A 14,962-nucleotide genomic window follows, 5' to 3' on the forward strand; every position below is an offset into this window, starting at 1 on the left:
TCACCCATCCGCGTCGGGCCACTGACAGGTGGTGGTGTGTCCGACGAACCAGCCCTTCGGGAGGCGGTGCTCGGCCTCGACCACGATCAGGGGCCTGTCACCCTCGTCGTAGGTCCGGTAGGTCACGACGTCGGGCTCACCCCGCGACGGTTCCGACGTGTAGTGGTCCGCCTCGGTGATGAAGCCGGTCACCGCGGCGTCGGCCGTGACCGCGCCGGGATCGCGTTCGTCGAACAGCGCGCCCGGGGTGGTGCCGCCGGAACACTCGAGGTCCGGCTCACGCGACATGTCCAGCAGCACGAGCGCCAGGACGAGGACAGCCACGCCTGCGAGCCACCTCATGGCGCCGACCCTAGCCGCGCGCCGGTGTCGGCGGGCGGTCTCGGCGGTAACCCGGTTTGGGTGTGGCTTTGGTGCCACCAGGCGACACCGAAGCCACACCTATCCAGCCGCGCCGGACCGCGGGACTGACGGGTGTCGGTGCCGCGCCCTAGCCTGTCCGCGTGGCCCTCGCCGACCGTCCCCTCGTGCCCGAGGAGTGGGTGCTGCGCATCGACGCCGTCCTCGGGCGACTGCCGCAGTGCCGGCAGGAGGCCGCGTGGACCGGCACCCGCTGGCGCGTCGGCGGGGCGACGGTCGCCCACGTGTTCGGCGGCGAGGACCAGCTCTTCCGGATCACCTTCCGCGGCGAGCCCGACGAGGTGGCGGCCTTCGAGCACATGGGCCATCCCTACTTCCGCTCCGGCTGGGGCGGCAACGTGATCGGGATCGTCCTCGACGAGGACTCCGACTGGGATGAGCTCGCCGAGCTGCTGACCGACTCCTACTGCCTCCAGGCCCCGGCCCGGCTGGCCGACACGGTCCAGAGGCCGCCATGAGCGACCCGCGGCCCGGCTTCGAGGAGGTCTCCCCTCGCGGCCGCTGGCTCGCCGGCTGGGTGTGGCCGGTCGCCCTCGGGGTGGCCATGGGGCTGCTGATCTTCCTCGGGCCGGCCGACGACCGCGCCCACATGCTGGGAGGCACCACGCGGACCGAGACCACCGTGGTCGAGGCCCGGTTGGAGAGCGGCTGCGACTCCGGGCAGCGGGCGGTCTACCGGCTCGGCTGGCTGGACGAGTCGGGCGTCGGGCACCTCAGCACGTTCCGGCGGTGCGGGCCGGTGCGCCACGAGGTCGGCGACCACGTCTCGATGTGGGTCTCGCCGGACCGGGACAAGGCGTGGGAGGAGGGTCCGCGGGAGCTGTGGCTGTGGGCGCTGGTGGGCGTGCCGGCGCTGGGCCTGCTGGCCGCAGGCCTGAGCGTGTGGCGGCGCCGGCTGGCGATGCGCCAGTACGCACGGGCCCGGGAGCGCCGTGAGCGCCGGCGGGCTCGCTCGACCGGGGGCTGAGCGCCGCCCGAGGCTGCTGGGGAACCAGACAGGTCTCCGGCGTGCTGCCGACGCCGATCCGGTTCCCCACGCACGCCCGGCGCGCCGACCGTCAGGCCTTCGCGGCGTCGTACCGCTCCTGGATGACCTCCTGCGGGGCCTCGTTGGGCTGGCTGATGCGGATGTGGTTGCCGAAGGGGTCGCGGACGCCGAAGTCGACGCCGTACGGCTGCTCGACGGGCTCCTGGCTGATCTCGACACCGGCGTCGCGCAGGGCGGCGTACGTCGCGTGCACGTCGTCGCTGACCAGGAACAGCCCGCCCATCGCCCCCTTGGTGACGAGATCGCGGACCTGGGCGGCCGTCGACTCGTCGTGCTGCGGGCCGCCGACGAGCTCGAGCAGCAGCTGCTCGCCGCCGGGCAGTGCGATCGTGAGCCAGCGCATGAAGCCGAGGTCGATGTCGTCGCGCACCTCGAAGCCGAGGTGGGTGGAGTAGAAGTCCAGCGCCTCGTCCTGGTCGAGGACGGGGAGGGACTTGATGCGGACGGAGGTGATGTGGTTGGTGGTCATGACGAGGACGCTAGCCAGCGTCGGGGCCGGTCCGCTTCTCCGAAACCACTGTCCCTGACGCGCTCTCCCGGGGCCGGGTCCATGCCGCGATGAAGCAGGACGGCACGTGCACCGGCGCGTGCCTGGCCCGGAACTCCGACGGCGAGCAGCCCACCACGGTCGAGAAGGTCCGGCTGAAGGTGCCGAGGCTGGCGAAGCCGACGTCCCACGCCACCTCGGTCACGGGGCGGTCGGTCTGGCGCAGCAGCGTCATCGCCCGCTCGACCCGGCGCCGCTGGAGGTAGCGGTGAGGCGTCTCGCCGTACACCTCCTTGAACACCCGCCCGAACTGCGACGCCGACAGGTGCGCGATCGCCGCGAGCGTCGGTACGTCGAGCGGCTCGGCGTAGCGGCGGTCCATCTCGTCGCGGGCGCGCAGCATCCGCCGGTTGAGGTCCTCGCGGGGGCTCAGCTGCACGGGCACGAACCTACTGCCGGTCGGGCGCGCCGTCCGTCGCTGCCACCGAGACGTGACACAGCGAAGGCAGTTCGCCGCCGCGACGCCGATCCCCAGGCGTGGAGCGGCCGCGCGGCCCGCGAACTGCCTCGGTTGTGCTGGCCGCAGCGCCGTCAGCGCAGCGGCACGAACCGGTAGGGCCCGTGCTCGGTCACCACCGGCCCGGGCATGGCGACAAGGGTCATCCACCCGGCGACCGGGATCACCAGCCGCCCGGTGGGCCCGAGCTGGTCCACCAGCTCGGGCGGCAGCGAGCGCGGCTCGGCCGAGACCAGGATCCGGTCGTACGGCGCGTGGTCCGGGTCGCCGAGCACGTCCGGGGTGGCCTGCTGGATCCGCGCCCAGGGCTGGGACGTGGCGGCCAGGCGGATCGAGCCGAACGTCACCAGCTCGGGCTCGAGCTCGACCCCGACGACCTCGCCGGAGGGGCCGACCAGGTGGGCCAGCAGCGCCGTGGTCCAGCCCGAGCCGGACCCGACGTCGAGCACCCGCTGGCCGGGCTCGACCTCCAGGAGGCGCAGCATCGCGTCGACCGTGCGGGGCTGGGAGTTCGTCTGCCCGGCGGCGATGCGCAGCGGGCCGTCGTGCGCGGCCCGCCGCCGCACCGACGCGGGCAGGAACCCCACCCGCGGGTGGGCGGCGAAGGCGGCCTCGACGGCGTCCATGGCTTCGAGTCTGGCCCGGACGGCACGAGACGGCCACCCCTCGGGGGAAGGGGTGGCCGTCTCGCCGGGGGGTGGGAGAAAAGACTTCAGTGCTTGCCGGCGGTCTCCGGCTGTCCGGTGCCCGCGGGCGTGCCGGGCTTCCCGGCCCCGGAGGGCTTGCCCTGTCCCGTGGGGGACGGGACCGTGGCCGGCTTGCCGGTGGGGGCGGCGGGGGTGGGCTTCGTGGTCGGAGTGGGCTTGGCGCTCGGCTTGCCGGTCGGCTTCGCGGTGGCCTTGGTGGACGGCGGGGCGCTGGGCTTGCCGGTCGCCTTCGGCTCGCCGACCAGCGTCACGCAGTAGGCCGCCACGGCCTCCTTGCCGCCGGCAGCGGTGACCAGCACGGTGAACGCGGCGCTGTCGAGAGCCTTGCCGTGGGCGGACGCGGCGCCGGCCTGGAACGCCGTGCAGAGGCCCTTCAGCTCGGGCGTGGGCGCCGGTGCGGTGGTGCCGCCCTCGGTGGCCGTCTCGTCGGGCTCGGCGGTGGCGCCCTCGGAGTCCGCTCCTGACCCGGGCGCAGACGACTCTGGCGCAGACGTCTCTGGCGCAGTCGAGTCGGGGGCGGTCGTCCCGGTGCCCGTGGTCCCGGTGCCCGTGGTCCCGGGCGCGGTGGGGGTCTCGGTCCCGCCGGGCGAGGCCGTGCGCTCGGCGGCGACGGTGGTGGCCGTGCCGGACGCCAGGTCGGGCAGGTCCGGCAGGTGACCGGTCGCGGCGAGCGCGAAGCCACCGGAGGTCAGGGCGACGACCAGGCCTGTGGCGGCGACGGCCCGGAGCGCTGCGGCCCGGGAGACCGGGCTTGGGCTCGCCGCGCGAGCAGCGCGGGCCGGGGTGGAGAGACGGGCGGCATGGAACGCGGCCACCGCGGCGTCCTCGCGCAGCAGCTCGCCGGCTCCGCCGGGCGCGCGCAGCGCCTCGAGTGCGCGCCCGACCGGGAGGTCGGACTCGGCCGGGGCATCGACGATGCGGTCGGCGTCGCGGCGGGACGGGTGGCGGTGGGTCATCTCGGTCCTTCAGCGTCGAGCACCGCCGAAGTGTCACGGGTCGCCGCAGAAAAGTTCTCGGACGCCGTCTCGAGGCGACGGGAGAGGGATCGGAGCCCACGATGGGTGGCACTGCGCACGGCCCCCGGACGCTTGCCGAGGATCTGGGCCGCCGTCGGGGCGTCGAAGCCCAGCACGGTCCGCAGCATGATCGCCTCCGCCTGGTCGATGGGCAGGCCGGACACCATGCCCAGGGCGGCCTCGGTGCCGAGGGTCGCCAGCACGAGGGCCTCCACGTCCGTGTCGTCCGGCCGGTCGACCAGGTCGTCCAGCTGCACGTCGGAGCGGGGCTGGCGCCGGCGTCGGCGCAGGTGGTCGAGCGCTCGCATGCGGCCGATCGTGGTGAGCCAGCCCCGGAAGCTGTCGGCCCCACCAGCGAACCGGTCCAGGTCGCGGAACGCCTCGGCCCACGCCTCGCTGGCCACGTCCTCGGCGTCGTCGGGGCCGACGAGGACCGTCAGGTAGCGCAGCAGCGGCGGGTGGACCTGCCGGTACACCGTCCGCAGCGAGGCCTCGTCGCCGGCACGCATCCGCTCGAGGTGCTCGTCGAGGGGGTCGGACAGGGCCACGGGCGTCGGTTCTACCGCATGCCCGTACGCCGTGTCCCGCGGTTGACGGGTTCTTGCCAGCAGGGCCGCGCGGGTGAGGCGGCCGGATCTACTCCCCGCGCGGCGGCTCCACCTGTTCGCCGCGGGGCGGCAGTGGCACGAACATCGACGTCCGCGCGGCGTACTCCGGGTACCCGGGCCGCTGCATCATGGTCCGCTCCAGCAGCCGCGCCCCGGTCGCGAAGGCCAGGAAGTATGTCATCGCGATCGGCGCGACCACGGTGAGCAGGCCGGGCAGCCAGCCGGTGGCGAGGGCGCCGGCGAGCCAGATGCCCCACCAGACGCACGCGTCGCCGAAGTAGTTGGGGTGCCGCGTGTAGCGCCACAGCCCGCGGTCCATGACCGGCGGCTTCGTCTCCTTGGGCAGGGCCTTGTACGCCGCCAGCTGGGCGTCGCCGACCGACTCGAAGACGAGCCCGACCAGCCACACGATCGCGCCGAGGACGACGAGCCACGTCCAGCGGACGTCGTACGCACCGGCCACCACCAGCGGCAGCGAGATGACGAGGGCCGCGAACGCCTGGACGAGGAAGACCTTGCGCACGGCCAGCGAGAAGCCGCCGTCACCGAGGAGGGCGGCGTAGCGCGGGTCCTCGCCGTGGCCGCGCGAGCGCTTGAAGATGTGCCACGCGAGGCGTCCGCCCCAGACGGTCACCAGTCCGGCGAGCAGCCAGGAGTGCCAGTCGGTCGACCACACGGCGACCGCGAGCGCGACCGCGACGAACATCAGGCCCCAAGCGACGTCGACGACGGCCACCCGGCCGATCCGGCGGCTGACGACCACGGTGATCCCCATGACCACCGCCACCGCGGCCAGCGCGATGAGGGCGGCTGTCACCACGCGCGCACCGGCGGCAGCGTGTGCGCGGCGCCGGGGCGCACGGCGAGGATCTGGTCCACGCCCATCCGGCCGTCGCGGAAGGCCATCGCCCCGCCCACGAGGTAGAGCCGCCAGACCCGCACGACCTCCTCGCCGACCAGCTCGGTGAGCCGCGGCAGGTTGGCCTCGAAGCGCTCCAGCCAGCCGTGGACGGTGAGCACGTAGTGCTCACGCAGCCCGTGCACGTCGCGCACCTCCAGCCCGCCGGCCTCGATCATGGCGACCGTCTCGCCGACCGGGCGCATGTGCATGTCCGGGGCGATGAACGACTCGATGAACGGGCCGCCGCCGGGGTGCTTGCCCCCGTTGCGGCCCTGGCGCGACATCTGCTGGACCAGCACCCGGCCGCCGGGCCGCACCGAGCGCTGCAGCACCGAGACGTACGTCGGGTAGTTGGCCTGGCCGACGTGCTCACCCATCTCGAGGGAGCCGACCGCGTCGAAGTGGTCGCGCTCGGGCACCTCGCGGTAGTCCTGCAGGCGGATCTCGACCCGGTCCTGCAGCCCGCGCTCGGCGATCCGGGCGTCGATGAACTTCTTCTGCTCCGCAGCGATCGTCACGCCGGTGACCTGCGCGCCGAAGTGCTCGGCGGCGTGCAGCGAGAGCGAGCCCCAGCCGCAGCCCACGTCGAGCATCCGCATGCCCGGTTCGAGGCCGAGCTTGGTGCAGACGAGGTCGAGCTTGGCGCGCTGCGCCTCCTCGAGCGTGGTGTCCGGGGTGGCGTGGTAGCCGCAGCTGTAGGCCATCTGCGGCTCGAGGATCAACGAGTAGAACTCGTTGGAGAGGTCGTAGTGGTGGCTGATCGCCGACCGGTCGCGACCCAGCGTGTGCAGCCGGCCCTTGATCTGCGCCTGCGAGGCGGGCGGGGCGGGCGGGCGGCCCAGCACGCCGAGGCCCGCGGCGGCGCGCAGCGCGTCGACGAGGGCACGCGGTGACAGCCGAGGACCGGACAGGCCGCGCTCGGCACCCACGGCGAAGGCGTGGGTGAGGGCGGAGTCGAGGTCCCAACCGTCCTGCGCGGGGACGTCGAGCTCGCCGGTGACGTAGGCCTGCGCAGCCCCGAGCTCGCCCGGGTGCCACAGCAGGCGACGCAGCGCGTCGGGGGAACGCAGCACGACCAGCGGGGCGTCCTCGGGGCCGGCGACCGAGCCGTCCCACACCTGCAGCCGCACCGGCAGGTCGCCGGCCAGGAACGGGCGGGCGGCCTCGGCGAGGCGCTGCGCGATGCCGGTCGTCGTCTGCGTGGGGGTGGCGGTGGTGGTCATCAGGCCTCCCGGCCGAAGGTCATCTGCTGGACGTCGATGTAACCGCTGGCGAAGCCGGCCTGCGAGTAGGCGAGGTAGAAGTGCCAGATCCGCGTGAAGAGGTCGTCGAACCCGAGGGCGAGCACCTCGTCGCGCCGGGCGAGGAACGTCTCGTCCCAGCGGCGCAGCGTCTCGGCGTAGTGGCTGCCCATGGACAGCCGGCTTGTGAGCCGCAGGTCGGTCTCGTCGCGGGTGATCTGGTCGATGACCTCGGTGCTGGGCAGGAAGCCGCCCGGGAAGATGTACTTGGTGATCCAGGTGTGGGTGCCCCGGGTGGCCAGCATCCGGTCGTGCGGCATGGTGATCGCCTGGATGGACACCTTGCCGCCGGGGGCGAGCACCCGGTCGATGGTCCGGAAGTAGGTGCCCCAGAACTCGTGGCCCACGGCCTCGATCATCTCGACCGAGACCACGGCGTCGTACGTCGCGCCGTCCGCGCCGAGGGCGCGGTAGTCGAGCAGCTCGATCCGCACCCGGTCGGCGAACCCGGCCTCGGCGACCCGCTGCTCGGCGAGCTCGAGCTGCTCCACCGACAGGGTGATCGAGTGGACCTCTGCGCCGCGGCGGGCGGCGCGGATCGCCAGCTCTCCCCATCCGGTGCCGATCTCGAGGACCCGGGAGCCCTCGGTCACGCCGGCCTCGTCGAGGAGGCGCTCGATCTTGTGCCCCTGCGCGGCGGCGAAGTCGGGGGTGTGTCGGCGCGGGTCGTTGCCCTCGGCGCCCTCGGGCGGCGCGGCCACCCAGAAGTCATCGGTGTCGGCCGCCGCGTCGCGGGTCCGGACCAGGGAGGTGTCGAAGAGCGCCGAGGAGTAGCTCAGCGTCTCGTCGAGGAACAGCGCGAAGAGGTCGTTGGACAGGTCGTAGTGGTGCGAGATGTTGGCCTGGCTGTTGTCCTCGGTGCTGACGTGGTGGCTCGGCGTGCGGTGCGTGACCAGGGACCGGAGCTTCTGCAGCGACCCGGGGACCAGGGTGGCGATCCGCGCGGCGGGGACGGTGAGGAAGCCGGCGACGTCGTCGGCGTCCCAGGCCCCGGTCAGGTAGGACTCGCCGAAGCCGATGAGGCCGTCGCGGCCGAGCCGCGCGTAGAACTCGTCGGGCCGGTGGATGCGCATGACCGGGCCGCCCCGGCCGACGGTGAGCCCGGTGGGCTCCTCGACGACGGTGACCGCGAGGCGGCGTACGGCGGCACGGAAGAGCTTGCGGGCGACCGCGGCGGAGACCACGGTGCGGGGGCCGGGGCGCAGCGGCTCGAGGGAGGGGAGTCGGTCGGCGGCGGCGGCCTGGTCGACGTCGGCGGTGGGCGCGTTGTCGAGCGTCATCGGACACCTTCCTGGTGGTGGGTCGGACGGGGACGGACGGGCAGGCGCCGGGCCCACAGCCAGATGCCGTGGGTGCGGATGAGGAGGCTCCCCCGCAGGGTCGCCCCCACCGTGCGGCGCAGCGGCACGTCGCTGCGCGTGCCCGTCAGGGACGCGCTGAACGGCGCGGAGTCACCCTCGGCGGCGTCGTGCCCGCGCAGGGTGACGGCCACGTCGAGGCGGTCGGTGGGGATCGGTACGGCGATGTCGTACCAGCCGTCGACGCCGTGGAAGGGCGAGACGTACATCGCCTTGTCGGTGCGGGCCCGCCCCTGCTCGTCGGGGTGGACGAGGTAGGCGTGCCGGTCGCCGTACGTGTTGTGCACCTCGACCACGACTGCCGCCTGCGCGCCCGTGTCGTCGAAGCACCAGAACACGCTGATCGGGTTGAAGCAGTGGCCCAGCGAGCGCGCGTGGGCGGCCATCAGGATCCGCCCGGCGGGACGGCCGTCGCGGCCGGCGCCGAGGGAGACGCCGTTGTCGGCGAGGAACGACTCGACGTTGCCGCGCAGGGTCCCGGCGGGGTCGCCGAGGTGGTCGCGCGCCTCGAAGCGCGCCAGCCGACCGTGGTCGGGCAGGTCGTCGAGGTCGACGAGCCACATCGTCGAGCGGTGCTCGAAGCTGCGATCGATGGGCGTACGGCGCGTGTGCCGGATCGTGGTCTCGAAGCGGCCCGGCCGGACCGGGGCGGCCCGCTCCGGACGCACCCACGGCAGGCCGAGCCGGGTGGCCGCGGCCAGCCCGGAGCGCGCGCCGTCCTCGTGGAAGCCCCACCCGTGGTAGGCCCCGGCGAACGCCACCCGGTCGGTGTCGATCTCCGGGAGCCGGGCCTGGGCGGCCACCGACTCGGGGGTGTAGAGGGGGTGCTCGTACTCCATCCGGTCGATGACGGTCGCCGGGTCGACGAGGTGGTCGCCGCCGAGGGTCACCAGGTAGTGCGTGCTCGTGGGCAGCCGCTGCAGCCGGGTGAGGTCGTAGGTCACGGTCACGCCGCCGGTCGCGTCGAGGGGACGCTGGAAGTTCCACGACGAGCGCGCGCCCGTCGCCTCCGGCAGCAGGGAGGTGTCGGTGTGCAGCAGCGCGGTGTTGGGGGAGTAGGGGATCGCGCCGAGGACCTCGCGCTGGAGCGGGGTCGGGTCCTCGAGCATGCTCAGGGCCTGCGACGGGTGCGTGGCGACCACCACGGCGTCGTACGACGCGGTCTCGCCGTTGCCGTCGGTGACCTCGACGCCGTCGGGGGTCTCGCGCACCGAGGTGACCTTGGTGCCGAGACGGATCTCCGGCAGGTGCCGCGCGACGGCGGCGACGTAGGTGCCGGACCCGCCGGTGACGGTGCGCCAGGAGGGGGAGCCGAAGATGCCCAGCATCCCGTGGTGCTCGAGGAACGTGAAGAGGTAGCGCGCCGGGTAGTCCAGCGAGGTCGCCGGGTCGCACGACCAGACGGCCGCGACCAGCGGCTCCATGAAGTGCCGCACGAAGTGCGCGCTGAAGCCGCCCTCGTCGAGGAAGGCCCGCAGCGTCTGGTCCTGGCTGCTGTCGTAGGCGTCGTCGGACGCGGAGCCCGAGGCGGCCAGCACGGCCCGCGCCCGGCGGTGGAAGCGCGGGATCTCCGCCAGCATCCGCCAGTGTGCGGGCGAGGTGACCGCGGCCCGGGTCGGGAAGAGGCCGCGGGCGCCCAGCGCGCCGGCGTACTCGACGCCGGTCTCCGCGTCGGAGACCGACAGCGACATCTCGGACGGCTGGGTGGCGATGTCGAGCTCGGCGAACAGGCGCAGCAGCGTCGGGTAGGTCCGGCGGTTGTGCACGATGAAGCCGGTGTCGATGCGCAGGTCGCCGTCGTCGGTGGGCACCACGTGGGTGTCCGCGTGCCCGCCGAGACGGTCGTCGGCCTCGTAGAGGGTGACGTGCGCGGTGCGGGAGGCGACGTACGCCGCGGTCAGTCCGGACACGCCGGAGCCGACGACGGCGATGCGTCGCGGGGCGGGGTGGCTCATGTGGCCTGCGAGAAGTCGAAGAGGGCGACCGGCGGGAGCGTCGGCTCGTCGGAGCCGCCCTCCGGCTCGACCGTCAGCCCGACCGCGGTGGCGGAGGCGGCGTCGCCCTCGAGCACCATCTGGTTGTCCTCGCCCGGGGGCATCAGGCCGGCCGGGACCATGTCGCCCTCGGGCGACTGCAGCCACAGCTCGAAGACCTTGCCCTCGGGGGCAGGGGCCATGTCCTCGGTGGTGATGACCGCCTTGCCGACGGACTCCGAGAGCGTGACGGTCGCCTTGCCCGTCTTGCCGAGGTCGACGGCCACGGAGTGGGCGTCGGGAGCGTTGAGGACGCGCTCGGCGGCGGTCAGCGAGCCGTCCTGCGAGGCGGTCCAGGGCTGCCAGAAGGCCGCACCGACACCGAGGATCGCCACCACCGCAGCGGCGACGAGGAAGGGAAACCAGCGCCGTTGCACCACCGGCGTGCGCTCGACCACGGGAGGCAGGGGACGGACCTGGGAGATGCCGGCCAGCACCGAGTCGCGCAGGGCCGGGGGAGGGGTCGCGAGGGTCGTCTCGGAGAGCAGGCCGGCGGCCTCGCGGAGCGAGGCGACCTCGGTGCGGCAGTCCTCGCACTCGGCGAGGTGCTGCTCGAAGCGCGCCCGCTCGATGTCGTCGACCGCGTCCAGCGCGTAGGCGCCGGTCAACTGGTGGATGTCGTTCATGACCCAACTCCCATAGCGTCACGCAACCGGATGAGTCCGTCCCGGATGCGGGTCTTGGCGGTCCCGACGGGTACGTCGAGCATCGTTGCCACTTCTGTGTGCGTGTACCCGCCGAAGAAGGCGAGCTCGACCGCTTCACGTTGTACTGCGGTCAGGGTGGAGACGGCCCCGCGCACCCGCTGGGCCTCCAACGAGGCGTGGGCGGCCTCCGCCGTCTGGTCGTGGTCGACCGGTTGTGTCTCACGGTGGTAGGTCGCGTCCCGCTGGGTGGCGGCCTCGGCCGAGCGGACCCGGTCGACGGCCTTGCGGTGCACGATCGTCAGCAGCCAGCCCAGGGCGCTGCCGCGAGCGGGGTCGTAGCGGGTGCTGCTGCGCCAGGCGTCGAGGTAGGCCTCCTGGACCACTTCCTCCGCGTGTGCCGGGTTGCGTACGACGCGCAGCGCGAGCCCGTAGGCCCGCGACGACGTGGCGTCGTACACCTGCGCGAACGCACCCTCGTCGCCCCGGCTGGATCGCTGGAGCAGGGTGGCGAGCTCGCCGGCGGTGGTGTCGGCGGGGGCGGCCCCCGACGGGGCGCCCGGTGAGGGCGCCCCGTCAGGTACGGCTCTGATGTGGTCCACAGCAGTGATCCTTGCCTAGCCGTCGTTTATCCGACAATCACATCTGGGGCATCATGACGGTGTCGACGACGTAGACCGTCGCGTTGGCCGTCTGGATGTTGCCGCAGATGATGTTGGCCTGCTCCTCGGCGTCGGCGGTGAACATCTCGCCCTCGCCCTCGACGACCAGCTCGTCCTTGTTGAGCGTGTCGAAGGTGCCGGCCAGGTTGTCCGGGGTCAGGGTCTCCGGCACGACGTGGTGCGTGAGGATCGCCGTGAGCGTCTTCTTGTCGGCGAGGACCTTGTCGAGGGTCTTCGCCGGGATCTTGGCGAAGGCGTCGTCGGTCGGGGCGAAGACGGTGATGCCCTCGGCGGAGTTGAGGGTGTCGACCAGGCCGGCCTTGGTCACCGCGGCGACCAGGGTCTTCAGGAGCGGGTTGGCGGAGGCGGCGGTGGCGACCGGCTCGGTGGCCATGCCGTCGAAGGAGCCGGCTCCGTCCGCGGGGATGGCGGCGCAGCCCTCGCCGAAGGTGCCGTCAGCGGCGCCCATCGCGTCGGTGGACTCCTCCTCCATCGGCGACTCGGACTCCATGGGGGTCTCGGAGGCGCTGCTGGTGGTCTCGTCGGAGGCGGAGTCGGCCTCGTCGGAACCACCGCAGGCAGCCATGCCGAGGGACATCGTCAGGGCGAGTGCGGCCAGACCGGACGTGCGAGCAATGCGGTTCATGAGGGAACTGCCTTTCGTGAGTGGCTCCGGGGCCGTGGGGGTCCCCGGGAGGGTTTACGGGGATGGTTCGGCACCGCCCGCGGGGTGGATTGGTGCCGATCGGGAAAAGTGCGAAGAAAGTTGAAGACGAAATGAGGAATGGGACCTGGGCTCCCCTGAGGCCCAGGTCCCACGGGACCGCGCACCGTCGTGGACGGCGTCGTGCTGCGTCGTATGCAGGCGTACGGCGGTCGTACGACTCAGCCGACGTTGACCGCGATCTCCTGGATGCCGCTCGAGCCCTCCGGGAAGGGCGTCGCACGGACGGCTGTCTGGACGTCCCCGTCCTTGTTGGTGGCGCGGCTGGCCACGAAGTGCTGGCCCGGCTCGGCGTCCCACTCGTAGAACCACTGGCGCCAGTAGTCGTCGCCGGCGTCCGGGCCAAGCTCGGCCTTCTGCCATGGCCCGCCGTCGATGCGGACCTCGACGCCCTGGATGCCGACGCCCTGGGCCCAGGCCACGCCGCCGATGAACGTCTTTCCGGGCTTGCTGTCCGAGAGCGGCTTGGGGGTGTCGATGCGGCTGGAGAGCTTGATGGGCGCGTCGATGGCCCAGTCGCGCTCGGTCCAGTAGGCCTCCTGCTCGTCGTACGTCGTCAGCGTCATCTTCGTGATCCACTTGCAGGCGCTGACGAAGCCGTAGAGCCCGGGGACGACCATCCGGACCGGGAAGCCGTGCTCGCGGGGCAGCGGCTCGCCGTTCATGCCGAGGGCGAGCAGGGCGTCGCGTCCGTCCAGGGCGACCTTGAGCGGCACCGAGATGGTCATGCCGTCGACGTCGGTGCACAGGATCTGGTCGGCCTTGGTCGAGTCGACGCCGGCCTTGTCGAGCACGTCCTGGAGGGGTACGCCGAGCCAGCGGGCGGCGCCGATGTAGGGCCCGCCCACGTCGTTGGACACGCAGGTCAGGGTGATGTCGCGCTCCACCACGCGCATGCCCGCGAGGTCGTCGAAGGACAGCTCGACCTCCTTCTCGACGTCGCCGTCGATGGTCAGCGACCACGAGTCGACGTCGATCGCGGGCACGGTCAGAGCGGTGTCGACGCGGTAGAAGTCGGAGTTGGGCGTGCGGAACGCGGAGATCCCGGGCACCCGCTCCTCGAGGCCGCCGGGCAGGGCGGCGGCCTTCTCGGCGGCCGTCGGCAGCGCGATGTCGGTGCCGCGCAGGCGGACCTCGGACACCCAGCGCCCCGCCCCGGCGATGGCGGCCGCGGCCAGGGCGGCGCCGCCGGTGGCGATCAGGACGGTACGCCGCGACGCGGACGCGCCGGCCGGCTCGGCGTGGTCGGTGGTCCCGGCGCGCGCGGTCGTGGTGTCGGCGGGTGTGGCGGCGGGGCTCGCGAACCGGTACAGCCCCGCCAGGGTGAGCGCGCCCACGAGGGCGGCCACCGCGCTGGGCACCAGGTCGAGCGCGCCCGCGCTGGGCCGCAGCAGGGCGAGGACGCCCGCGACCGCGGCGAGCCCGACCAGCATGCTGATCCCGAGGGTGAGCCGTCGAGCGGCCACGATCCCGGCCACGCCGGCCAGGACGAGCACGACCACGAGCACCGAGCCGACCAGGATCGCCTTGTCGGCGGTGCCGAAGGTGCGGATCGCCCACTCCTTCATGGGGGTGGGGGTGAGGTCGATGACCGTGGAGCCCACGGCCAGCACCGGGGAGGCGGCGGGCACGGTCAGGGCGGCGACGAGGTGGGCGGCGGCCATCCCCACGAGGGTGGCGAGGACGCCGTACAGGGCCTGGAGCAGTCGGGTGAGCACGTCAGGTGTTCGGTGCCCGGGGCCGTGTGGATGGGTCTGGTGCAGGATGGCGGCCATGACCGAGCTCGTGCACTACGCCGTCGCGGACGCCGTCGCGACCATCACCCTGGACTCGCCCCACAACCGCAACGCCCTGAGCAGGCAGCTGGTGACCGAGCTCTTCGGCCACCTCGAGAGGGCCGGGGCCGACGACGACGTCCGGGTGGTGCTGATCGAGAGCTCCGGCAAGGTCTTCTGCTCGGGCGCCGACCTGGGCGAGGCGACCTCCGAGGGCATGGAGGCGGGGGCGCGGCGCATCGTCGACCTCCAGCGCCTCGTGGTGACGCTGGACAAGCCGGTGGTCACCAAGAACCTCGGCGCCGTCCGGGCCGGCGGGATCGGCATCATCGCCGCCGCGGACATCGCGATCAGCGCCGACGAGGCGACCTTCGCGCTCACCGAGGTCAAGCTCGGGCTGGCCGCCGCGATCATCAGCCTGACCGTGCACCACCGGATGAACCCGCGCGCCGCGGCCCTGACCACCCTCGGCGGCGAGGTCTTCACCGGCGTCGACGCCGCGGCGTACGGACTGGTGACTCAGAGCGTCCCGGCGGCCGAGCTCGACGCCCGCGTCGACGAGGTGTGCGCCAGCCTGGCGACCGGCGCGGCCCAGGGGCTGCGGGAGTCCAAGCGGATCCTCAACGCCGACCTGGTCCGCCGCATCGACGAGCGCGGCGAGGAGATGGCCGCCCTCAGCGCGACCCTCTTCGCCAGCGACGAGGCCCGCGAGACGATGACGGCCTTCCTCAGCCGCGGGAAGTAAGGCGTCCGGGACGTCT

Annotated in this window: 17 protein-coding genes; 3 read left to right on the top strand and 14 right to left on the bottom strand. The window is 73.2% G+C overall.

The window, feature by feature from the left end:
- Window positions 1–342: a hypothetical protein gene (locus tag ASG94_RS11185; RefSeq protein ID WP_156411554.1), complete on the bottom strand. Its 342-nt coding sequence runs from the start codon at window positions 340–342 to the stop codon at window positions 1–3.
- Between the two features lie 161 nt (window positions 343–503).
- Between ASG94_RS11185 and ASG94_RS11190 the strand changes: the two genes are divergently transcribed.
- Together ASG94_RS11190 and ASG94_RS11195 are read left to right on the top strand one after the other, a co-directional pair.
- A complete protein-coding gene (locus tag ASG94_RS11190; protein ID WP_056926554.1) occupies window positions 504–878 on the top strand; it encodes an MmcQ/YjbR family DNA-binding protein in 375 nt (124 codons plus the stop codon).
- On the top strand, window positions 875–1,387 hold the full coding sequence (locus tag ASG94_RS11195; protein ID WP_056926555.1) for a hypothetical protein: 513 nt from the start codon (window positions 875–877) through the stop codon (window positions 1,385–1,387). Before ASG94_RS11190 ends, ASG94_RS11195 begins: the two co-directional genes overlap by 4 nt.
- Window positions 1,388–1,478: 91 nt before the next feature.
- Here ASG94_RS11195 and ASG94_RS11200 read toward each other — a convergent pair whose 3' ends face one another.
- From ASG94_RS11200 to ASG94_RS11260, 13 genes are all read right to left on the bottom strand, one after another.
- Window positions 1,479–1,937, bottom strand: a complete 459-nt coding sequence (locus ASG94_RS11200) for a VOC family protein (protein ID WP_056926556.1) — start codon at window positions 1,935–1,937, stop codon at window positions 1,479–1,481.
- Between the two features lie 10 nt (window positions 1,938–1,947).
- Complete coding sequence (locus ASG94_RS11205; protein WP_235537240.1) at window positions 1,948–2,394, bottom strand: helix-turn-helix domain-containing protein; 447 nt, start codon at window positions 2,392–2,394, stop codon at window positions 1,948–1,950.
- A 152-nt stretch (window positions 2,395–2,546) separates the two neighbouring features.
- Window positions 2,547–3,098 (bottom strand): protein-L-isoaspartate O-methyltransferase family protein, encoded by a 552-nt coding sequence (locus ASG94_RS11210; protein ID WP_056926557.1) that lies wholly within the window; start codon window positions 3,096–3,098, stop codon window positions 2,547–2,549.
- Between the two features lie 86 nt (window positions 3,099–3,184).
- A complete protein-coding gene (locus ASG94_RS11215; RefSeq protein WP_056926558.1) occupies window positions 3,185–4,135 on the bottom strand; it encodes a hypothetical protein in 951 nt (316 codons plus the stop codon).
- Window positions 4,132–4,743: an RNA polymerase sigma factor gene (locus tag ASG94_RS11220; protein ID WP_082624131.1), complete on the bottom strand. Its 612-nt coding sequence runs from the start codon at window positions 4,741–4,743 to the stop codon at window positions 4,132–4,134. Before ASG94_RS11220 ends, ASG94_RS11215 begins: the two co-directional genes overlap by 4 nt.
- An 88-nt stretch (window positions 4,744–4,831) precedes the next feature.
- Window positions 4,832–5,623 carry a DUF1295 domain-containing protein gene (locus ASG94_RS11225; RefSeq protein WP_056926559.1) on the bottom strand — a complete coding sequence of 264 codons (792 nt, stop codon included), beginning with the start codon at window positions 5,621–5,623 and terminating at the stop codon, window positions 4,832–4,834.
- Window positions 5,617–6,927, bottom strand: a complete 1,311-nt coding sequence (locus tag ASG94_RS11230) for an SAM-dependent methyltransferase (RefSeq protein ID WP_056926560.1) — start codon at window positions 6,925–6,927, stop codon at window positions 5,617–5,619. The genes ASG94_RS11225 and ASG94_RS11230 overlap by 7 nt, the downstream gene beginning before the upstream one ends.
- On the bottom strand, window positions 6,927–8,285 hold the full coding sequence (locus ASG94_RS11235) for a class I SAM-dependent methyltransferase (protein WP_056926561.1): 1,359 nt from the start codon (window positions 8,283–8,285) through the stop codon (window positions 6,927–6,929). The genes ASG94_RS11230 and ASG94_RS11235 overlap by 1 nt, the downstream gene beginning before the upstream one ends.
- Window positions 8,282–10,318 carry an FAD-dependent oxidoreductase gene (locus ASG94_RS11240; protein WP_056926562.1) on the bottom strand — a complete coding sequence of 679 codons (2,037 nt, stop codon included), beginning with the start codon at window positions 10,316–10,318 and terminating at the stop codon, window positions 8,282–8,284. The genes ASG94_RS11235 and ASG94_RS11240 overlap by 4 nt, the downstream gene beginning before the upstream one ends.
- Window positions 10,315–11,022, bottom strand: a complete 708-nt coding sequence (locus ASG94_RS11245; protein ID WP_056926563.1) for an anti-sigma factor — start codon at window positions 11,020–11,022, stop codon at window positions 10,315–10,317. The genes ASG94_RS11240 and ASG94_RS11245 overlap by 4 nt, the downstream gene beginning before the upstream one ends.
- Window positions 11,019–11,642 carry an ECF RNA polymerase sigma factor SigK gene (sigK, locus tag ASG94_RS11250; protein ID WP_056926564.1) on the bottom strand — a complete coding sequence of 208 codons (624 nt, stop codon included), beginning with the start codon at window positions 11,640–11,642 and terminating at the stop codon, window positions 11,019–11,021. Before sigK ends, ASG94_RS11245 begins: the two co-directional genes overlap by 4 nt.
- 37 nt (window positions 11,643–11,679) lie before the next feature.
- Window positions 11,680–12,348: a fasciclin domain-containing protein gene (locus ASG94_RS11255; protein ID WP_056926565.1), complete on the bottom strand. Its 669-nt coding sequence runs from the start codon at window positions 12,346–12,348 to the stop codon at window positions 11,680–11,682.
- A 239-nt stretch (window positions 12,349–12,587) separates the two neighbouring features.
- Window positions 12,588–14,201 carry a molybdopterin-dependent oxidoreductase gene (locus ASG94_RS11260; RefSeq protein WP_082624132.1) on the bottom strand — a complete coding sequence of 538 codons (1,614 nt, stop codon included), beginning with the start codon at window positions 14,199–14,201 and terminating at the stop codon, window positions 12,588–12,590.
- Here ASG94_RS11260 and ASG94_RS11265 point away from each other — a divergent pair.
- Window positions 14,200–14,946: an enoyl-CoA hydratase-related protein gene (locus ASG94_RS11265; protein WP_327152779.1), complete on the top strand. Its 747-nt coding sequence runs from the start codon at window positions 14,200–14,202 to the stop codon at window positions 14,944–14,946. The two genes, ASG94_RS11260 and ASG94_RS11265, sit on opposite strands and share 2 nt — an antisense overlap.
- The last annotated feature ends 16 nt before the right edge of the window (window positions 14,947–14,962 follow it).

Origin of the sequence: Nocardioides sp. Soil805 (genome assembly GCF_001429625.1) — a bacterium.
Classification (GTDB): domain Bacteria; phylum Actinomycetota; class Actinomycetes; order Propionibacteriales; family Nocardioidaceae; genus Nocardioides.